The sequence below is a fragment of the Dickeya undicola genome, from assembly GCF_000784735.1.
GTDB classification, from domain to species: domain Bacteria; phylum Pseudomonadota; class Gammaproteobacteria; order Enterobacterales; family Enterobacteriaceae; genus Dickeya; species Dickeya undicola.
On sequence record NZ_JSYG01000036.1, the window covers coordinates 1 to 19,445 of the forward strand.

Annotated in this window: 16 protein-coding genes, 1 tRNA gene and 2 rRNA genes; 5 read left to right on the forward strand and 14 right to left on the reverse strand. The window is 55.9% G+C overall.

The annotated features are described in order from the left end of the window. Positions 1-102 precede the first annotated feature (102 nt). From rrf (OB87_RS16790) to OB87_RS16805, 4 genes are all read left to right on the forward strand, one after another. Positions 103-218, forward strand: a 5S ribosomal RNA gene (gene rrf, locus OB87_RS16790). 14 nt (positions 219-232) lie between these two features. After that, positions 233-308, forward strand: a tRNA-Thr gene (locus OB87_RS16795). Positions 309-350: 42 nt separating this feature from the next. Beyond that, a 5S ribosomal RNA gene (gene rrf, locus OB87_RS16800) occupies positions 351-466 on the forward strand. Positions 467-881: 415 nt separating this feature from the next. Next, the gene (locus OB87_RS16805; RefSeq protein WP_033570557.1) at positions 882-2,180 is read left to right on the forward strand and encodes an MFS family transporter; all 1,299 of its coding nucleotides are present in this window, start codon (positions 882-884) and stop codon (positions 2,178-2,180) included. Here OB87_RS16805 and OB87_RS16810 read toward each other — a convergent pair. The 5 genes from OB87_RS16810 to trxC all read right to left on the reverse strand — a co-directional run bounded on the left by OB87_RS16810 (position 2,177) and on the right by trxC (position 8,047). Beyond that, positions 2,177-2,500, reverse strand: coding sequence for a YfiM family lipoprotein (locus OB87_RS16810; protein WP_033570558.1), 324 nt, complete (start codon positions 2,498-2,500; stop codon positions 2,177-2,179). The two genes, OB87_RS16805 and OB87_RS16810, sit on opposite strands and share 4 nt — an antisense overlap. 107 nt (positions 2,501-2,607) lie before the next feature. Further along, positions 2,608-3,963, reverse strand: a complete 1,356-nt coding sequence (pssA, locus tag OB87_RS16815; protein WP_033570559.1) for a CDP-diacylglycerol--serine O-phosphatidyltransferase — start codon at positions 3,961-3,963, stop codon at positions 2,608-2,610. A 154-nt stretch (positions 3,964-4,117) separates the two neighbouring features. Then, entirely contained in the window at positions 4,118-6,784 is a 2,667-nt protein-coding gene (locus OB87_RS16820) for a bifunctional acetate--CoA ligase family protein/GNAT family N-acetyltransferase (RefSeq protein ID WP_033570560.1), read from the reverse strand. Between the two features lie 33 nt (positions 6,785-6,817). Beyond that, positions 6,818-7,534 carry a tRNA-uridine aminocarboxypropyltransferase gene (locus OB87_RS16825; protein WP_033570561.1) on the reverse strand — a complete coding sequence of 239 codons (717 nt, stop codon included), beginning with the start codon at positions 7,532-7,534 and terminating at the stop codon, positions 6,818-6,820. 87 nt (positions 7,535-7,621) lie between these two features. Further along, a complete protein-coding gene (trxC, locus tag OB87_RS16830) occupies positions 7,622-8,047 on the reverse strand; it encodes a thioredoxin TrxC (RefSeq protein WP_033570562.1) in 426 nt (141 codons plus the stop codon). Positions 8,048-8,289: 242 nt separating this feature from the next. On the opposite strand from trxC, the gene OB87_RS16835 reads away from it, so the two are divergent. Further along, positions 8,290-9,393, forward strand: coding sequence for a tRNA/rRNA methyltransferase (locus OB87_RS16835; protein ID WP_033570563.1), 1,104 nt, complete (start codon positions 8,290-8,292; stop codon positions 9,391-9,393). A gap of 88 nt (positions 9,394-9,481) precedes the next feature. Here OB87_RS16835 and emrB read toward each other — a convergent pair whose 3' ends face one another. The 9 genes from emrB to proV form a co-directional block, all read right to left on the reverse strand. Continuing rightward, positions 9,482-11,014, reverse strand: a complete 1,533-nt coding sequence (gene emrB / locus OB87_RS16840; RefSeq protein ID WP_033570564.1) for a multidrug efflux MFS transporter permease subunit EmrB — start codon at positions 11,012-11,014, stop codon at positions 9,482-9,484. 17 nt (positions 11,015-11,031) lie between these two features. Beyond that, on the reverse strand, positions 11,032-12,207 hold the full coding sequence (emrA, locus tag OB87_RS16845; protein WP_033570565.1) for a multidrug efflux MFS transporter periplasmic adaptor subunit EmrA: 1,176 nt from the start codon (positions 12,205-12,207) through the stop codon (positions 11,032-11,034). A 170-nt stretch (positions 12,208-12,377) separates the two neighbouring features. Continuing rightward, positions 12,378-12,890, reverse strand: coding sequence for a transcriptional repressor MprA (gene mprA, locus OB87_RS16850; RefSeq protein ID WP_033570566.1), 513 nt, complete (start codon positions 12,888-12,890; stop codon positions 12,378-12,380). A 174-nt stretch (positions 12,891-13,064) separates the two neighbouring features. Beyond that, on the reverse strand, positions 13,065-13,406 hold the full coding sequence (ygaH, locus tag OB87_RS16855; protein ID WP_033570567.1) for an L-valine transporter subunit YgaH: 342 nt from the start codon (positions 13,404-13,406) through the stop codon (positions 13,065-13,067). Further along, positions 13,403-14,164 (reverse strand): AzlC family ABC transporter permease, encoded by a 762-nt coding sequence (locus tag OB87_RS16860; protein ID WP_033570568.1) that lies wholly within the window; start codon positions 14,162-14,164, stop codon positions 13,403-13,405. Before OB87_RS16860 ends, ygaH begins: the two co-directional genes overlap by 4 nt. 100 nt (positions 14,165-14,264) lie before the next feature. Further along, positions 14,265-15,470 carry an MFS transporter gene (locus OB87_RS16865; protein ID WP_033570569.1) on the reverse strand — a complete coding sequence of 402 codons (1,206 nt, stop codon included), beginning with the start codon at positions 15,468-15,470 and terminating at the stop codon, positions 14,265-14,267. A gap of 351 nt (positions 15,471-15,821) precedes the next feature. Further along, entirely contained in the window at positions 15,822-16,820 is a 999-nt protein-coding gene (proX, locus tag OB87_RS16870) for a glycine betaine/L-proline ABC transporter substrate-binding protein ProX (protein WP_033570570.1), read from the reverse strand. 121 nt (positions 16,821-16,941) lie between these two features. Next, positions 16,942-18,159: a glycine betaine/L-proline ABC transporter permease ProW gene (proW, locus tag OB87_RS16875; RefSeq protein WP_033570571.1), complete on the reverse strand. Its 1,218-nt coding sequence runs from the start codon at positions 18,157-18,159 to the stop codon at positions 16,942-16,944. After that, positions 18,152-19,354, reverse strand: coding sequence for a glycine betaine/L-proline ABC transporter ATP-binding protein ProV (proV, locus tag OB87_RS16880; RefSeq protein ID WP_033570572.1), 1,203 nt, complete (start codon positions 19,352-19,354; stop codon positions 18,152-18,154). The genes proW and proV overlap by 8 nt, the downstream gene beginning before the upstream one ends. Positions 19,355-19,445: the final 91 nt, after the last annotated feature.

Sequence of the window (19,445 nt, forward strand, 5' to 3'; positions counted from 1 at the left end):
GTGTTTTGGTGAGAGAGACGAGAATTTTAGCTTGTTCGAGGATTGGTTCTGATGGTTGTGCATGGGAAGTGTGAGCATAACGGTTGGAATAAAAAGAATTTGCCTGGCGGCGAGAGCGCGGTGGTCCCACCTGACCCCATGCCGAACTCAGAAGTGAAACGCCGTAGCGCCGATGGTAGTGTGGGGTCTCCCCATGCGAGAGTAGGGAACTGCCAGGCATCAAATTTCGTGTGCTGATATGGCTCAGTTGGTAGAGCGCACCCTTGGTAAGGGTGAGGTCCCCAGTTCGACTCTGGGTATCAGCACCACTTGTTTTAAATAGTGTTCGGCAAATTGAATAAAAGAATTTGTCTGGCGGCGAGAGCGCGGTGGTCCCACCTGACCCCATGCCGAACTCAGAAGTGAAACGCCGTAGCGCCGATGGTAGTGTGGGGTCTCCCCATGCGAGAGTAGGGAACTGCCAGACATCAAACAGCAAAAAAGGCCATCCATGCGGATGGCCTTTTTTCTTTTCTATTGTTCATCCTGAATAACGTTAAGACATTAGATTCTACACGGGTAAAAGAAAGTATTGTCGCGGCACGATGGGGCCCAATTCAGTGAAGGCTTTCCTGTTCAGTCAATGACTTTTTGAATGCATTATGGTAAACCTTTTTACATCAGCATCACCATATTCACTGATTATATCCTTACTATATTCGCGGAATTCCCTGCTTTAATCGCAATGAAATAACCTCTGCTGTTATTTCATTGTAGAGTGACGCCGCCAGCTTAAATAATGACATGGGCCAGTTAGCTTTTGCCTGAATTACAGAGCCTGTTTGTTACTGTATCTGCTATAAGATAATCATTAAACAGCAGACAGAAAGGGTAGCGCTTATATGGCAAATACAATAAATCCACAGCAAGAAGCAACCACTATACATTCCACCCGTCAGCGCATCTGGGCGATAGTTGGCGCATCATCGGGGAATTTGGTGGAATGGTTTGATTTTTATGTCTATTCGTTTTGCTCCCTTTATTTTGCTCATGTCTTTTTTCCAACCGGTAATACCACAACACAACTATTACAGACGGCCGGTGTATTTGCTGCCGGATTTTTGATGCGCCCGATTGGCGGTTGGTTATTTGGCTATATCGCCGATAAATATGGCCGTAAAAAATCGATGTTGATTTCTGTGTGCATGATGTGTCTGGGATCATTAGTGATCGCCTGCTTGCCCGGTTATACGACGATTGGCGTCTGGGCACCATTATTGTTGCTGATAGCGCGTCTGTTTCAGGGGTTGTCGGTCGGCGGAGAGTACGGCACCAGTGCAACCTACATGAGTGAGGTGGCACTGGAAGGGCGAAAGGGGTTTTATGCATCGTTCCAATACGTGACGCTGATTGGGGGACAATTGCTGGCGTTACTGGTAGTGGTGCTCCTGCAACAATTGCTCTCCGATACGGATTTGCGTACATGGGGTTGGCGTATTCCGTTCGCATTGGGTGCAGCGTTGGCCGTGGTAGCGCTGTTTCTGCGTCGTTCGCTGAATGAAACCTCAGCCAGTGAAACCCGTGCCCGTAAAGATGCCGGATCGCTGCGCGCGCTGTGGCGTAATCGCAAGGCTTTCATCATGGTGTTGGGGTTTACCGCCGGCGGTTCGTTGAGCTTCTATACCTACACCACCTATATGCAGAAATATCTGGTGAATACCGCTGGGATGAATGCCAAATCCGCCAGCGGGTTGATGACTCTGGCGTTGTTTGTTTTCATGCTGTTGCAGCCTTTGTTCGGTGCACTGTCCGACAAAATGGGGCGTCGTAGTTCCATGCTGATTTTTGGATCGTTCTCGGCGTTGCTGACAGTGCCGATCCTGTCTACTTTGCAGGGCGTGACTAACCCGGTTGTCGCGTTTGCGCTGGTGATGCTGGCTCTGGTGATCGTGAGTTTTTATACCTCGATCAGTGGAATTCTCAAGGCGGAAATGTTTCCTCCGGAAGTGCGAGCGTTAGGCGTCGGGTTGTCTTACGCCGTGGCAAACGCCCTGTTTGGCGGCTCCGCTGAGTATGTGGCGCTGTCGCTAAAATCGCTGGGTACGGAAGAGGCTTTCTTCTGGTATGTTTCGCTGATGGGCGCGCTGGCGTTTCTGGTTTCGCTCGGGTTGCATCACAAAGGGAAAGGCGAGACGCTCTAGTGATGGGCTGCCTGCCATACACAGTAGCCGGTCGTTGCACCGGCGATATCCCAGGTGAAATCCTTCCAACTCCAGCCACTACCTTGCGGTCGGCTGTCATAGGCTTCTTTGACAGCGCCGATACTGACGGAAAACATCAATCCGAATGCGGCGCTGCGGTCGCGGCTCTGATGCTGATGCTCCACCCATTCACTGCCTGCGGCGCTTAGTAGCGCTGATGCCATGAAATGTTTCGCTTTGTCGGGCCCCGTCCACTGATCCTGCGCCATGTGCGCGCACCCTGAACAAACGGACAGCAGTAATAGCAGCGCTTTGCGCATCCTCTCCCCCTTATGACCTGTGGCTGAAGAACGCTGACAAAGCTTACTACAGCCATGATCATTCCCGGCAGAGTATTAACAAATTGTGCCGGGAATACGGCAGAGGGTTACAAAATTCGGCTGATCAGGCGATCGATACGGATACGGCGCAGACGGCGGATAAGCTTGCGCACTTTCACCGGATATTGCGCGATGCTTTGCAACTGCTGATAGTGCGTGATGATCTGAGTATGCGCACGGATGCACTCCAGCTCTTGCTGACGCTGTACCTGTAATACTTGCTCCGGGTCATGGATCAGAATGGCGTTTTCCAGATCCAGCCGCCAGGCGCGAGGATTGAGGTTGTTGCCGGTCAGTAGTTGCCAGTTATCGTCCACCCACATGCCTTTTAGGTGAAAGCTGTTATCGCCGTCCTTCCACAGACGGATCATCAGCTGGTTACTGTCGATGTATTTCTGCAACCGGCTCAGGAAACGACGCAGGTTGATTTCATACAGGTACGGCAGCGCGCCGATAATTCGGAACGGTTGATCTTCGGGGATAAAGAAGTCGTTTGCCGTCTTGTCGCCGATAATGATCTCGATCTGCTTGCCGTTGCGCAGCAGGCGGATAATGTTGCGAACCAGCAGCGCTGGCAGATTGAAGTACGGGGTGCACATCACTAAACGCTGCTCGGTGCAGTACATCAGGTGATGGATAGTCTGGTTCAGCGGGCTCTGTTTGCCCAGACCGACCAGCGGCGTTACCGTCAATTGGTGGTTATTATCGCCGACGCCAGGCAGCATATACGTTGCTGAACGCAATGACTGGCGGAACTGACGGATATCGTTTTTGATGTCGATGGTTTTGGGACGAGACGAGCGGTCCAGCCGCTGCACAGCGGACGACGCCAGCAGGTCCTGCACATACCGCGCCATGACATCAGCCAGCACAGGGTTATGGATCAACTGATAGCGGTCATAACGGTATTTTTCATGCTGATGCAGGTAGACATCGTTCAGACTGGCACCGCTGTAAAGTACCGTATCGTCGATAATAAACCCTTTCAGATGCAAGACGCCCAGCGCTTCACGCGTATTGACCGGAACGCCATAAATGGGGAAAGACGCATCGTCGTACCGTTGCGCCATTTCGTAGTACCAGTCAGCGTTGGTGCTGTCGGCAGCAACGCCGATGCGGCCGCGCTGGGCGCGATGCCAGTCGACCAGTACGGTGATTTCCAGTTCCGGGCATTGGCGTTTGGCCTGATAGAGCGCAGACAGAATGCCTTCGCCGCCGTCATCGTGTTCCAGATACAGGGCTACCAGATAAATGCGCTTCTTCGCTTGCAGAATCTGTTCTGTCAGCGTAGTGCGAAAAAGTGCCGGGCTGTGGAGCGTCTGGACGTTATCGGCAGACTGAGGAATTTTAGGCAGTTGTGCAAGGTGTTGTTGATATTTCGTACGCTTTAATTTTGACAACATCACAGTGCGATTCTTCTCTCATCGTGGGATGACCGCGTGGTCATAAATATACGTTAAGGCATAGCCGAATCGGGCGATGATACCACTACTTGGCAAGCGTTGTGAGCAAGTTTTACTGCCCGTAGCGAGATCCCGCCCGCATCTGCACGTCTGATTATGGCCGTGCGGACGAGTTCAGCGGCAGTTCCAGCGTCACAATACCGTCTTCCAGTTGCACATCAACGGCGAAGCCCAGTTTTTTCGCCAGCGTGACCATACCTTGATTCGTCGGCATGGTGATGCCGCTCAGACGTGTCAGACCGTGGGCGCGGGTATAGTGGATCAGCTTTTCCAGCAATTTTCTGCCCAGCCCCAGCCCTTTCAGATCGGATCGCACCAGTACAGCGAACTCCGCGTTGGTATTATCCGGGTCGGCGATGGCGCGAGTGACGCCGATGATCTCCGGCTCGCCCTCCACCCCTGACCGCACAGCAATAAAAGCCATTTCACGATCGTAGTCAATTTGGGTCATATTGGCTAAGTCTTCATGGGTAAACTCGTTGATTTCACTGAAATAACGGTAATACAGGTCTTCGCGGGTGACCTTGCCGATAAAATGAGCTAGCAGCGGCTCGTCTTCGGGCAGAATAGGGCGGAATAGACAGGACGAGCCATCCTTGAGCTGGACGGTTTCTTCCAGTTCCTGCGGGTAAGGGCGGATAGACAGACGAGACTGCGGGTCACCGCTGAACGGTGTCAGATGCAGCGTAACATCCAGTAGCGTGAACTCCTCGCCGGAGGCCAGCAGCGGGTGAATATCCAGACGCGAGATCTCCGGGCAATCCAAAATCAGGTTGGAAACCTGCACCAGCAACCGGCTGAGAGCCGGAATATCCAGTGGTTTGAGCGCGTTTTGGCTGCGGATTTTGCCGCTTTTCAACGCCTGAACGATCAGATAGCGCGCCAGCGCCATATTCAGCGGCGGCAATGCCACCGCCGCCTGCGTTTCCCGGTTCCATTCTATGCCGCCTTCACCCAGCATGATGATCGGGCCAAAGATAGCATCCTGTTCAACCGTAATACGTAACTCCAGCGCGCCGGTACGATTAGCCATGCCTTGTACCAGCAAACCGAGTACGCGTGCTTGCGGATTGGTCTGTCTGACTCGCTCCAGCATCGCTTCCGCTGCCAGTTGCACCTCCTGAGCATTCTGTAGGTACAGCATGACGCCCTGAATTTCCGATTTGTGGGGGATATCCGGGGATCGCAGTTTAAGCGCCACCGGGTAGCCGATGTTTTCTGCGATGTATACCGCTTCGGTACTGTCACCGGCAATCCAGGTTGGCAGTGTGTTCAGGCCATACGCTTGCAAAATGGGTTGGACCTCGTGGGTATCGAGCCGGGTAGCACCTTCCTGCAGCGCCTGACCGATCAACTGATGCGCCTGTGCGGCATTGGCGGTGAGATCCGATGGTAGCGCCGGGGTTTCTTTCAGTTGCTTCTGGTTGCGACGGTATTCGACGATATGCATGAATGCGATCACCGCGCCTTCCGGGGTGCGGTAAGTCGGGATGCCCGCCTCGTTAAACAGACGGCGCGCCTCCTGGGATGAGAATTCACCGCACCAGTTGGTCAGCAACGTGATGCGTTTGCCGCGCGGATGTTGCTGCAACAGCTGAATAAGGCTTTCAGCGCTTTCCGTGCCGGGCGCAGCGGCGCTCGGCGCGTGGATAATCAGTAGCGCGTCGTAATCGTCGCTGTCCAGCAGAGCCGACAGCGCTGCCTGATAACGTTGTGGTGTGGCGTCGTCGCGCAAGTCTAGTGGATTGCCGATGGAAACGGTATCGGGCAACACGGCACGCAATGCCTGCTGCGTCGTCTCGCTCAGCGTCGCCAGCTTGCCCTGGCGGGCGATTAACTGATCCAACGCCTGAGCGGCGGGCGATGCGCCGTTGCTAACAATCAGTAAGCGCTCACCGCGTAGCGGGCGCAGGTGGCTGAGGGTTTCCACCGCTGAAAACAGTTCGTGGGTATCCTGCACCCGCAGCAGCCCGGCGCGCTGGATGGCGGCGTCGTAGGCGGCGTCCAGCCCGTGCTGGCCGTCATGCAACAGTTGTTGCGCCTGTCGGCTGCGTCCGCTTTTGATTACCAGAATCGGCTTGTTGCGGGATGCGCTGCGCGCTGCCGAGAGAAAACGCCGCGCGTCGCTGATATGTTCCAGATGCAGCAAAATGGCGCTGGTTTTGCCGTCTCGTGCCAGGAAATCCAGCAGGTCGTCGACGTCAATATCCAGGCTGTCGCCGAGCGCGATAAAGTAAGAGAAGCCGATGCCGCGCTGTTGCGCCCAGTCCAGTATGGTGTTGGAAACCGCCGCCGATTGGGAAATAAACGCCAGTTTGCCTTTCAGAATTGGCACGGGTGAAAAGCTGGCGTTGAGCCTTTGCCAGGGGGCCAGCAGGCCGAGGCTGTTTGGCCCCAGAAGCCTTACGGCATAGCGAGCGGCGCAGTTTTTTAGTTCGGCGAATTGCGCGGGCGGCGCGGAAAGTATGATGACTGTTTTACAACCGCGCTGCCCCAGTGCTTCCAACAGTGGCAGATTACGATCAGCGCGGGTGCAGATAACGGCGAGGTCAGGCGTCATCGGTAAGCTTGCGACATCAGGGTACGCCAGTACGCCGCAAACAGCCTGATATTTGGGGGTGACTGGTAGCACCGGTCCGTTGAAGCCGCCGTCAAGCAGGTTGCGCATCATCAAAAATCCGGCTCTCTCCGGTTTTTCCGACGCACCGATTACGGCAATCGAACGGGGCCGCAACAGAGCCTCTAATCCGCACTGACTCATCAGTTACTCCTGTTAGAAGACACCTGATTGATCTTAAACGTCTGTTGCCGGTTTTGCTGTGACAGTGGAAGAAATTTTCTTTTTCGCGTGATGGGCTTTGCCTGCCAGATAATGGCGGCGAAAACGGTCGAAATGCTGTGCTAACGCGTCGGCGGCATCGCTATCACCAGCCTGACGTAACAGTGCAATGGCGATTTCCGCCGTACAGTGCTGCCCCGCGCTGCTGGCTTCCCGTAGCTGGTAGTTGGATAAGGCATCCACGCTTAACGACAGGATCGGCAACGTATCGAGGTACGGGCTTTTGCGGAACATTTTTCGCGCTTCCGGCCAGGTGCCGTCCAGCATCACGAACAGCGGCGGTTTGCCGTCGGCGGGCAGTTGATGACAGACCTGACGGCCGCTTTCATCGCCGTCCGCCAGAAAGACCAGCCAGGGTTGATATTCTTCTGTTTGCAGGGCGGCAAGTAACGCCGGGTCCGGCTCGGTGCGGGACCACAGAAAGGCCTCCGTCTGCGGTAGGACATCGGCAATCAGGCGGCCAGTATTACTGGGTTTCATCGGTTCGGTGTCGAACATCACCAGACAGAAGCGGCTGCGGGCGGTGCGTGGCGAGAGGGTGTCGCACAGACAGTGGACTTCCGGCAGCAGGCAACGCTGGCAGCGAATAACACGGCAGCCGCGGGCGCGAAACGGGCGCGTGGAAAGAGCAAGGCGTTGCTGGCGCAGACGCAGGACGGCGTTACCGGTCATGATTTTCCATTAAAAAGGGACATTCTAAACGACCGGGCTGCTGACCTGAAGCCCCGCGTGTTGGCGGGGCGTCGTATGAGGAATGATTTACAGCGATTCACTCAGCCAGCTTTCAAACGGGGCTTTGGGCATAGCACCGTTGAGCATATCCACCATTTGGCCGTGTTTGAACAGCATAATGGTAGGAATGCTGCGGATACGGAAGCGGGCGCTCAGGCCTGGTTCCGCTTCGGTGTTGACCTTGATAAAGCGAATTTTGCCACTGTTTTCGTCAGCGACGCTTTCAAATACCGGGGCAAAGTTAACGCACGGTCCGCACCAGGGTGCCCAGAAATCCACCACCACCGGCAGATCGTCCTGCAACAGTTTATCCAGCGTTTCTTCCGTAGCGTTAATTACCTTGCCGCTGAACAGCGCCTGACCGCAGCGGCCACATTTGGCGTGTTGATGATCATTGTTGCGTTCTTCTGGCAGGCGGTTGGTGGCGTTGCAGGATGCACATACCGTATTCATAAACGGGCCTCGGTAGCAAAAGGGCTGGAATCAAGTGTACTGTTGACGCAAGCGCACCCAGCATACGCGAAGAGATCAACAGACGGTGGTGCGAAAGCAGGATAAGTATGGATAGTGGGTCGAACGCCAACAAGGCGTTTTATCCAATGGTTATAATAGTTAGTGACTTTTATGATCGGGTTGGTGGCTAAGCCGGTGGACATAGGGTAATCTTCGCGCCCAGCGCGTAGGTGGAGAATAGCATGAGCGATGAATTAAGTGGAAAGAGCGGCAAAGTCCGCGTCATGTACGTCCGCAGCGAAGATGGGGACGATAAGAACGGTAAACCGAAGCGTACGTCGGACAAGCGCCGTGGCGATGGCGACAACCGTGGTCGTAAAGGGCGAGACAGCGCGCCACGCGGCGGGCGGGATAGAGATAACAAAGAAGGTGCCGAACGTGGCGGCAAATGGCGCGGCGAGTCGGCGGGGCGTGAGCGTCCACGTCCACCGCGTCGCGAACCGGTTGATCAGGCGGATTCTCCGTGGAAAACGGTGTCGCGTGCACCGGGAGAAGAGCCGGATCACGGTGGCATCAGCGGCAAGAGCCAGATCGATCCAGAACAGATTCGCCGTCAGCGGGCGGAAGAAACGCGTGTTTACGGAGAGAATGCCTGTCAGGCACTGTTCCTGAGCCGACCAGATGCGATTGTGCGCGGTTGGTTCCTGCAAGAAGTCACGCCGCGCTTTCGTGAAGCGCTGCGCTGGATGGCGGCTAACCGCAAGGCTTACCACGTGGTGGAAGACGACGAACTGATCCGCGCGTCCGGTACTGAGCATCATGGTGGCGTGTGTTTCCTGATCAAGAAACGTCGTGGCCTGGATGTGACGGCGTACCTGCGCGAAGCCGGGGATACCGACTGCGTGCTGGCGCTGGAAGATGTCGGCAACCCGCATAATCTGGGCGGTATCATGCGTAGCTGCGCCCATTTCGGCGTGAAAGGCGTGCTGGTGCGCGATGCATCGCAGCTGGAATCCGGCGCGGCGGTGCGCACGGCGGAAGGCGGTGCCGAGCACGTGAAAGCGATCAGCACAGACGGCCTGGTCGATGCGTTGGCGCAGTTCCGTGCCGCCGGTTACACCATCGTTACCACCTCCAGTCACAAAGGCACAACCTTGTCGAAAGCGTCGCTGCCAGCCAAAACGGTGATTGTGCTGGGGCAGGAAGGGGATGGCTTGTCTGACAACGCCTGGCAGCAGGGCGACGTCAAAGTGTCGATTGACGGCACCGGCAACGTGGAAAGCCTGAATATCTCGGTAGCGACTGGGATCCTGCTGGCGGAGTGGTGGCGTCAGAATCACGGTTAAGCCCGATATCGTGCGGTAATAAAAAAAAGGTGGCCTGGCCACCTTTTTTACTTTTACGCTTTAGTGTTGCGCCGTTCGGCGTGGGAAATCAGTGTGCGCCGCCAGCCGAGTGACTGCCGAAGGGCGGTTTAGCAAACCACACCAGCACGATTAGCACGACGAACACCCCAGCCGACAGCCAGAAGATTTCATTGGCACCGATAATCAACCCTTGCGCCGTAATCTGCTGTGCCAGATAGCTGGATACCTGCTGTTGACTCATTCCCATCGCTTCCAGTTGCTGATAGGTCTGCTGTGCCAGCGGATTGTAGGGATTGATCACTTCGCTAAGCTGTTCGTGATGTAACGCCTCCCGACGCTCCCACAGTGTGGTGGTGATCGACGTGCCGATGGAACCAGCCAGTGTTCGGGCAAAGTTCGACAGGCTGGAGGCAGCCGCCATTCGTTCCGGCGGTAGCCCGGAGAGCGTGATGGTGGTTAACGGCATAAAGAAGCACGCTACGGCAAAACCCTGGACGAACTGCGGCCAGGCGGACGCACCGAAATCCATGGCTGGTTCAAAGGTGTAGGCACGCCAGTAGAAACAGACTGCATACATGATGAAGCTGAACGTGACCAGACGGCGCATATCCAGCTTATGCATGAATTTACCGATGAGTGGTGAGAGAATCACCGGCATCAAGCCCACGGGCGCCGAGGCCAGCCCGGCCCAGGTGGCGGTATAGCCGAACACCACCTGCAACAGCTGCGGCAACAGTACGATGGCGCCAAAGTAGAGCATGAACGCCAGGCTGGTACACAGGCAGCCGATGGTAAAATTGCGCATTTTGAACAGCGACAGATCGACCACCGGGTGGTCGTCGGTCAGTTCCCAGACCACCAGCACGGTTAGCGCCACCACCGCCACCACCGCCAGTATCACGATTTCCGTTGAGTTAAACCAGTCCAGTTCTTTGCCACGGTCTAGCATCATTTGCAGGCTGCCAATACCTGCGGCCAGCAGAACCAGACCAACGGTATCGATGGGGCGGATTTCCGTTTTGGTTTCGCGCCCACGCAATGTCTGCAAGGTGATCAACACCACCACAATACCTAACGGTACGTTGATGAAGAAGATCCAGCCCCAATGGTAGTTGTCGCTGATCCAGCCGCCGAGGATCGGGCCAAAGATCGGGGCCACCACCACCGTCATCGACCACAGCGCTAATGCAATGCCGCGTTTGGCTGGCGGGTAATTATTCAGCAACAGACTTTGGGACAGCGGGATGATTGGCCCGGCCACCAGACCTTGCAGCATACGGGAAATAATCAGCATTTCCAGACTGGTGGACATGCCACACATCCAGGAGGTCAGGGTAAACAGCACGGTAGCCCAGATAAACAGGCGTACCTCGCCGAATCGTTTGGCCAGCCAGCCGGTGATCGGGATGGAGATGGCATTCGCCACCCCAAAAGACGTGATGACCCAGGTCCCCTGTGAGTTGGATGCACCAAGATTCCCGGCAATAGTCGGGATAGCTACGTTGGCAATGGTCGAATCCAGCACCTGCATGAACGTCGCCAGCGACAGGGCGATCGTCATCAGAGCTAGCGTCATGCCCTCAAGTGGTTTTCTTGTCACGCTGCTCTCCTCTGGGGTCAGCCAGCGTTGGCGCCGATGATCTGACTGATCAACTGATCAACCGGTGCCAGGTCCAGATCCAGGGCATCACTCTGGTAAGCAGGCGTGGTGCGGGGCGCATCGGACAGTACCTTGCCGTCGGTATTGGCGGTATCTACCTTAACCAGCATCGACAAGCCAATACGCAGCGGAGCGTCAGCCAACTGTTTCGGATCCAATTCAATACGTACTGGCAGGCGCTGGACGACTTTGATCCAGTTACCTGTGGCGTTCTGAGCCGGTAACAGTGAGAAGGCGCTGCCGGTCCCCATATCCAGACCCACCACCTTGCCTTTGTACACCACGTCATCGCCATAGAGGTCACTGACAATCGTGGCGGGTTGGCCGATGCGCATGTTGGCCAACTGGGTTTCCTTAAAGTTGGCATCAACCCATAGCGGGGCGGATGGCACTACGGCCATCAGAGCGGAAGACGGGGTGACGCGTGCACCCAGTTGCACACTGCGGCGGGAGACATAGCCGTCCACCGGGCTAACGATATGGGTGCGTTTGAGTGCCAGCCAGGCATCGCGTAAATCAGTAGCGGCCTGGGCAATGGCGGGCTGTTGTTCTAATGGGGTATTCAGCACCAGCGCCTGGGTGGCGGCGTACTGCTGTTTAGCCGCTTCCAGCGATGCTTTGGCACTGGAGACTTCATCGCGTGCATGTTGCAGGTCTTCCCGGCCGATAGCATTGGCGCGCCCCAGTGCTTCACGGCGATTCAGGTCACTGATGGCTTTGTCCAGCGCAATCTGCTGCAAGTCGATGTTGGCTTTGTACTGGCGGACGTTGATCATCTGCTGATGAACCTGGCGCACACTGTTGGCGAGTGTAGTTTTTGACCGCTCGAAGGCTTGCTCTGCGTCGGTTGGGTCAAGCTCTACCAGCACATCACCTTTTTTAACGAAGTCGGTGTTATCGACGTTGACGCGGGCAACGCTGCCGTTGACCTGCGACATAATTTGAATCTGGTTGCCTGCGACATAGGCATCATCGGTTTCCTGATGGTGTCGCAACACCAGATACCAGTAGGCAAACCACACACAGCCAATAAAGAAAAACAGAATCATCAGTAGCGTGAGAATTCCTTTGCGAGATTTTCTGGACTTCGATGGCGTAGTAGGTGGAGTCTGCTTTTCCACGTTGGCATTCATGCTTCTCTCCCAGTTAAATTTCTTTTTTCTCGGCCTTTCATGGCCTTTGATTGCCTTTCATGGCGGTATCGTGCGGTGACGGTTTTTTGAAAAAACACAACACCCCCTGCAAACCATGACGGTTTGCAGGCAACGATGGCGGTGGTCTTCGTCAGGAATGGCGACGAGCGTTAAATGCCGTTCTGGTCCATTTCATCAAGACGCTGTAACAACTTGCGCATCAGCACTTCCAACTGTTCTCTTTCACTGTCTTCAAGGGCAGCGCAGAGAATATTCAGGCTTCGGTGCTGGGGCGGCAGCAGTTCATCCAGAAAGGCTTTACCTTTCTCGGTCATGTACAGATACAGGCAGCGGCGGTCGCTGTCGCTCTCGCGTCGTTCAATCCAGCCGCGTTTTTCCAGCTCATCCGCGATACGGGTGGCGTTGGTACGTGAGGAGCCGAGCGCTGCACTCAGTTCAGAAGGCTGAATGCAATAGTTTTCCTGCGACTCAAGCGTAAGCAGCGCCATGAACAGGGTTTCGTTGATGTCCTGTTCTTTCAGCATACGGTTGCGATGTTCCAGTATTTTGGTTTGCATATGCAGGAACAAACGTAGCAGCAGGACTTCACGATAAGGGAAATCCGGGCGACGTGAAGCCCGCATACGCAGCATGTCTTCAATTGGAGCGAATGAACTTTCCATAGATGTCAACCTTATTAATCACGACCCGTATAGTAACTAATGTTACTAATTAGGTAAATGCGAGAGACTTGTCGATTAGTGCTTATTTTGTCACTGGTCGAAACATGTGTAGATGGTACGGTCTGTCGCCGTTTATTGTCTTTGGGCTGTGTGAGTGACATTAGCCAATGATGTTCAGGCTATTGTCTGAAGCCACTTAAACACTATGCCGTAGCACAGCGCGCCCAACAGTGTCGATAGTACGATACTGCGGGTTTTGTAAAAACACAGCGTCAGCAGGGCGAACCCCACCAGCGTTGGCAACAGTCTTTCTGTGTGCTGCATGATATCCGGCAGAGAGGACACCACCAGCAAGGCACAAATGGAAGCAATACCGATGCTGTCAAGCAGCAGGGCGGTTCTGCCCCGACGCAGGTTACCGGATGCCCGGTCGGCACCCAGCCGCAACGGCAGGTATCGGAACAGGAAGTTAACTGTTCCCACCAGTAAACCAATCAATAATACTGAAGTATTCATCGCGTTTCTTCCTTTACTGCTGTCGGTTGATGCAGCGATGCCAGACAACCGCCGCCGATACCGATCAGGATGGCGGCGGGAATGGACGATACCAACAGCCCCAGGCAGGCACCGATCAGCGCGGCAGCCACCACCAGACTCTGACGGCGTTTAAAGGACGCGAGCAGAAAACTCAGGAACAGCGCCGGTAGCATAAATACCAGGGCGGCTTCGACCGCAGGGTAATCTTCCAGCGGGCCATTACCGAATACCGCGCCGAGTACCGTGCCGATAACCCACGATAGCCAGGCGCTCAGCGCCACGCCCAGCATCCAGGACTCGCTCCAGCGCCGGTTATCCCGCGATAGCCGCACCGTCGCAGCGGCGAATACCTCATCGGTCAGACCAAATGCCCACCAGGCGGTTTTGCCAGTAGGCAGTTTCTGCAGGATACGGTGACGCAGTGAAGGGCCGTACAACACGTGGCGCACGTCCATCGCCATCACGGTCAACGCTGCCACCCAGATAGAGGCACCCGCACTCAGGAGTGCGGTAATGACGAACTGGCTGGCACCGGCGTAAATAATGCAGGAAAGAAAAATGGCTTCCAGCGGAGTGAAACCCAGCTTGACGGCGTTCAGGCCAAAGGCAAACGCCACCGGCACATAACCGATGACGATCGGCAGGCTATTAAACAGACCACTGGCAAACGAGGCATCGGCCGTCGTGCGGCTATCAGTCTGGCTGGAAGAAACGGCATTCACAGTATCTGGGCTCATCCACGGATTGAAAAAAATTTACTGGTCGAAAAAACAACATCATAGGCACAAACCACCGTCAGTGATAGCACGTTGCCGTCAATAGAGCGGCAGTAAGGCATCATCCGAGAGCCTCCGGCTGTGACGATTCGTCATGATGGTTTTGCCACCACACCAGCAGTGCCAGCAGGCTGAGAATGCCACCAGCCCCTGAGACGCCCAGCCAGCCGAAATGCTGATAAGCATAGGCGGAAACCAGTGAGCCGATAGCACCACCGATAAAATAGCTGGTCATATAACCGGCGGTCAGGCGGTTGCGCGCGTCCGGCAACATGCGGTAAATCACGCTCTGGTTGGTGACATGTACCCCTTGCACCGCCATATCCAGCGCCACAATACCGATCAGCAACGGCACTACGGTACTGACGCCAGTGGCAATCGGCAGCCAGGACAGCGCCAGCAGCAGTAATCCCATGGTGGTGGAGAGTTTCGCTTTGCCCCGATCCACCAGACGACCGGCCCGGCTGGCGGACAACGCACCGGCAGCGCCTGCCAGGCCGAATAACCCAATCACGCCTTCGCTGTAGTGATAAGGGGGAGCAGAGAGCAGGAACGCCATTGATGTCCACATGATGCTGAAATTGGAGAAGGCGAGCGCGCCCAGTATCGCGCGGGTGCGCAGTGGGCGGGAACTGCCGAATAGCTGAAAGATGGAGATCAGTAACTGTGGATAGTTAAGGTTGGTTGACGGGTGGTAACGCGGCAACGCGCGCCACATCAGCAATGCCATCCCCGTCATCAGCAGGCTGGCGACCCAGTACACCGTACGCCAGTCGCCTAGTGACGCCAGTGCACCGGCCAGCGTTCGGGCCAGCAGGATCCCCAGCAGCAGACCACTCATGATCGTGCCGACGACCTTACCGCGGTTTTCTGGTGAGGCCAGCGTGGCGGCCAGGGGCACCAGAATCTGCGCCACGACCGAGAACAGGCCGGTAATGGCGGTGCCGACCACCATCAACCACAGCGAAGGGGATGCTGCGGTAATCACCATACCGCCAGCGGCCAGCAGGGTCATTCCGACAATCAAACCGCGGCGCTCGAAGCGGTCACCCAATGGCACCAGAAACATCAGGCCGCAGGCATATCCCAACTGGGCGGCGGTGACGATAAAACCGGCCTGATTGACCGACAAGCTGAATGCATGGGCGATGGTGTCCAGCAACGGCTGGGCGTAATAGTTGCTGGCTACCGCTAACCCGGTGGCAGCGGACATTAACAGCGTCAGTGCCGGGCTTAGACCGGCGGTAGTGGTGGTCGATGCAGACATGCGAGAAATGTTGGCTTAGTGTTAAATTTAAAATAGGAATTATTAATTTAGTATTGAACAGTCACGTCGGAGAATCCAGCAATTTGTCTTATAAATTGCCATGAAAATAATCAGGAGTTTTATCAACCAAACTAGAATAAGCCGATTATTCTCTGCTTCCGGTAAAGGTAAGCGTTTACTTTTGGCGTGGTAAGGGCGGGTAAGGCCGGGAAGCGATAAAAAGGCAAAACAGCGAACGAAGGGAAAGGCGGGGGCCGAAGCCGCAGTGAATGCAGTGAATGCAGTGAATGCAGTGAATAGAGAGAGAGGATACCCTTGCGGGCATCCTCTGGATGGCGGTGACGTCGCGGCTTACTTTGCCGCTGCACGGGCCGTATTGACCCAGCCGTCAAACTGCGCCTGATGTGCTTTGATCCAGCCGTTGACGTGGCGCTCGATATCGTCCTGAGACGCTTCACCCTGATGCATACGCAGGTTCTGGGCATTGATGTCTGCCAGCGGCAGTTTCATGGTGGCGAACAGGGCGGCTGCGGCCGGGTTTTTCTCTGCCCACGCTTTGTTGGCGACGATGCGCATATTATTAACCGGGAAACCGTAGTTAGCGCCGTTAGGCAGTTTGGTGTCGGTGCCTTTCTGTTTACCGGGCAGCGAGGAGAACGGCACCTGCAGCCATACCACGTCACGCCCCGGCACCAGTACATCGCTCACCCAGTATGGCGTCCAGGTGAAGTACAGGATCGGTTTGCCCTGCTTGTAGCGGGTAATGGTATCGGCGATCAGCGCCGCGTAGTTACCCTGATTGTGGGTGAGGGTATCACTCAGCCCATAAGCCTGAATCTGGTGATTGATAACGCTGTCGCAGCCCCAGCCGGGGTTACAACCCGTCAGATCCGCCTTGCCGTCGCCATTGGTATCAAACAGTTTCGCCAGCTTCGGATCCTTAAGCTGATCCAGACGGGTGATGTGGTACTGATCGGCGGTTTTCTTGTCGATCAAATACCCCTGGGCTGCCCCTGAAACGTAGACACCCTGGCGGTAGAACTTGGTATCGCCACCGGCTGCTTGATACATGTCGTCGTGCAGCGGTTGCCAGTTGACGGCGGTAAAGGTGGCGTCACCGTTAGCAATTGAGGTGTAACCGACGTTGTAATCCACTTCGCTGGGCTTATCGACGGTATACCCCAGTTTTTCCAGCGCTTTACTGACCAGCAGGGTCTGGAACGTTTCTTCGGAAATGGTGCTTTGCACCGGCTTTACGGTGATGCCTTTGCCGGGCAGGTTGTCGGCGGCAAACAGGCTGGTACTGAGTACGGTAGTCAGGGCAAGCGTTGCCATGCTGATGTTACGCATACGGAGAGTCCTCATCTTGTTTTATTCAATAAGCAGTCGTAAACGACGCACAGACACCTGTGTCAGAGAAGGCGGCCAGCTGGTGCCAGCCGCAGGGTCAGGTGACGCGATACGCTCGGGCTTAGGCCCGGGATTTCATGAAGGGGCGAACCAGTAGCCCCAGTGGGCCGTGGGTGTACCAGTGGCGGTTGCCGCGACTGCGGGCGTCACGCCCCAACGATTGGGTCAGGCGATCCAGAATGATGGCCAGAATCACGATGCCGACCCCACCGATGGACGCCAGCCCCATGTCGAGGCGGCCGATGCCGCGCAATACCATCTGCCCCAGCCCGCCGACGGCGATCATTGAGGCGATGACCACCATCGACAGCGCCAGCATCAGGGTCTGGTTAATACCAGCCATGATGGTTGGCATTGCCAACGGCAACTGCACCTTAAACAGCATCTGGCGCGGGCTGGCACCAAAAGATTGCGCCGCTTCCACCAGGTCCGCTGGCACCTGACGAATACCAAGGATGGTCAGACGAACAATCGGCGGCAGGGCGAAAATAATGGTCACCACCACGCCTGGCACATTACCGATACCGAACAGCATCACGATCGGCACCAGATAGACGAACGCGGGCGTCGTCTGCATGGCGTCCAGCAGTGGACGCACGATACGGGCCGCGCGATCGCTGTGTGCCAGCCAGATCCCCAGCGGCAGGCCAATGATCACGCAGAAGAACAGCGCGGTCAGCACCAGTGCCAGCGTAACCATTGCCTGTGACCAGGCACCAATAGCACCGATGACAACGAGCGACAGCAGTGTCGCCACCCCCATGCCAAAACTGGACACCTGCCAGGCCAGCAATGAGAACACCAGAATGGCAATCGGCGCGGGCAGGCCGGTCAGCAGTTGCTGAAAGCTGGTGAGGATCATGTCGACGGGTACGCGAATGCCCTGGAACAGCGGACGAAAATGCAGCACCAGCCAGTCGATACCTTCGGTCACCCAGCGATCGAGCGGCACCAGGGTATGGTGGAACGGATCCATCAGGCTGATGTGTTCCTGCGTTGGTGCCGGTGCGCTGTTCAGCCAGTCGCTTCCGCTTTGGTGTACGTCACTGGCGGCGGGCGGCGGTGCGTTGCTCCAGGCGTCGGCGGAATTATCCGTCGGCGAGGGGCTATTGGCCGGTGCTGATGACGCCGCCCAGGGGTCAGCCTGCGCGGGTGTGCCCGATGAACCCGCCGTCGTCACAGGGTCGCTCGGTGTGGCGGCGGCGTGGCTGTGGGCAGTGTTGGTCGCTGCATCCGGTGTCTGGGTTTCGTCCCAGGGGTTTTGTGTGGAATCAGTCATTCAGCGTGCTCTCCTTATCCAGTGCCTGCAGCAGCATCCCTTTGGAGATAATGCCGAGATATTCATGGTTATCGTCCACAACAGGTACGGCGCAGGGGGCTTGTGCCACCTGAGATATCAGCTCGTTGAGCGACATCTCTGCGGGGACCGGCGTCGGAGTGGGCAATAATGCCTGCTCCAGCGGTTGCTGCTCACGTAACGCCTGCTTGAGGGAGTCGATGGAGACTACGCCGATGAACTTGTGCCCCCGTTCCAGCACATAGCCGTACTCGCGATCCTCCTCTTGCAGGATTTTGAGTGCGGATCGCGGGCCAACACCCGGCGTTTTTCGGATCACTGCTATCGGGCGGCGGCGGGCGATGTCTTTGGCGCTGAATACGTGGCTGATATCCACGCCGCGGAAGAAGGTGCGCACGTAGTCGTTAGCTGGGTTATTAAGAATCTCATCCGGTGTGCCGACCTGAATCACTTCGCCGCTGTGCATGATGGCGATGCGATCACCGATGCGCATCGCTTCGTCCAGATCGTGCGAAATGAACACGATGGTGCGTTGCTGGCGCGCTTGCAGCTTGATCAACTCATCCTGCATCTCGGTGCGAATCAACGGGTCGAGTGCTGAAAACGCCTCATCCATCAGCAGAATGTCGGGATCATTCGCGAGTGCGCGGGCCAGGCCGACGCGCTGGCGCATCCCGCCGGAGAGTTCGTCCGGGTAGGCATTGGCGTATGCTTCCAGGCCGACTTGTTGCAACGCGCTCAGCGCTTTCTGCTCGCGTTCTGCGCGGGGCACTCCGGCCAGGTCCATACCGAATGCGGTGTTGTCGAGAATATTCAGGTGAGGCATCAGCGCGAAAGACTGAAACACCATGCTGATCTTCTTGCGGCGAATCGCACGCAGCGCACTGTCCGGCAGACGAGAGATATCCTCGCCGTCGATCAGCACCTGACCACGGGTAGGTTCTATCAGGCGATTGAGAAGGCGTACCAGGGTGGATTTGCCGGAACCGGACAACCCCATGATCACAAAAATCTCGCCTTCTTCAATGGCCAGACTGGCGTCTTTTACCCCTACCGTCAGACCGGTTTTCTCAAAAATTTGATCCTTGCTAAGCCCTTGCTCCAGAAGCTTGAATGCTCTGTCAGGATGCTCGCCAAATATTTTATACAGATGTGTTATTTCAAGTTTAATTGCCATGTAATTAAGGGTTTCCTGTGTGGTTTATTTGTTTTTTCTCGCTGCCTTATGATGAGTGAAACTTTTTATACCCTACCATAAACTGACGCTC

Excerpts from the sequence above, each read along its gene's own strand:
- OB87_RS16805 (WP_033570557.1), top strand. The coding sequence starts at position 882 with ATGGCAAATACAATAAATCCACAGCAAGAAGCAACCACTATACATTCC.
- OB87_RS16810 (WP_033570558.1), bottom strand. The coding sequence starts at position 2,500 with ATGCGCAAAGCGCTGCTATTACTGCTGTCCGTTTGTTCAGGGTGCGCG.
- pssA (WP_033570559.1), bottom strand. The coding sequence starts at position 3,963 with ATGTTGTCAAAATTAAAGCGTACGAAATATCAACAACACCTTGCACAA.
- OB87_RS16820 (WP_033570560.1), bottom strand. The coding sequence starts at position 6,784 with ATGAGTCAGTGCGGATTAGAGGCTCTGTTGCGGCCCCGTTCGATTGCC.
- OB87_RS16825 (WP_033570561.1), bottom strand. The coding sequence starts at position 7,534 with ATGACCGGTAACGCCGTCCTGCGTCTGCGCCAGCAACGCCTTGCTCTT.
- trxC (WP_033570562.1), bottom strand. The coding sequence starts at position 8,047 with ATGAATACGGTATGTGCATCCTGCAACGCCACCAACCGCCTGCCAGAA.
- OB87_RS16835 (WP_033570563.1), top strand. The coding sequence starts at position 8,290 with ATGAGCGATGAATTAAGTGGAAAGAGCGGCAAAGTCCGCGTCATGTAC.
- emrA (WP_033570565.1), bottom strand. The coding sequence starts at position 12,207 with ATGAATGCCAACGTGGAAAAGCAGACTCCACCTACTACGCCATCGAAG.
- mprA (WP_033570566.1), bottom strand. The coding sequence starts at position 12,890 with ATGGAAAGTTCATTCGCTCCAATTGAAGACATGCTGCGTATGCGGGCT.
- ygaH (WP_033570567.1), bottom strand. The coding sequence starts at position 13,406 with ATGAATACTTCAGTATTATTGATTGGTTTACTGGTGGGAACAGTTAAC.
- OB87_RS16860 (WP_033570568.1), bottom strand. The coding sequence starts at position 14,164 with ATGAGCCCAGATACTGTGAATGCCGTTTCTTCCAGCCAGACTGATAGC.
- OB87_RS16865 (WP_033570569.1), bottom strand. The coding sequence starts at position 15,470 with ATGTCTGCATCGACCACCACTACCGCCGGTCTAAGCCCGGCACTGACG.
- proX (WP_033570570.1), bottom strand. The coding sequence starts at position 16,820 with ATGCGTAACATCAGCATGGCAACGCTTGCCCTGACTACCGTACTCAGT.
- proW (WP_033570571.1), bottom strand. The coding sequence starts at position 18,159 with ATGACTGATTCCACACAAAACCCCTGGGACGAAACCCAGACACCGGAT.
- proV (WP_033570572.1), bottom strand. The coding sequence starts at position 19,354 with ATGGCAATTAAACTTGAAATAACACATCTGTATAAAATATTTGGCGAG.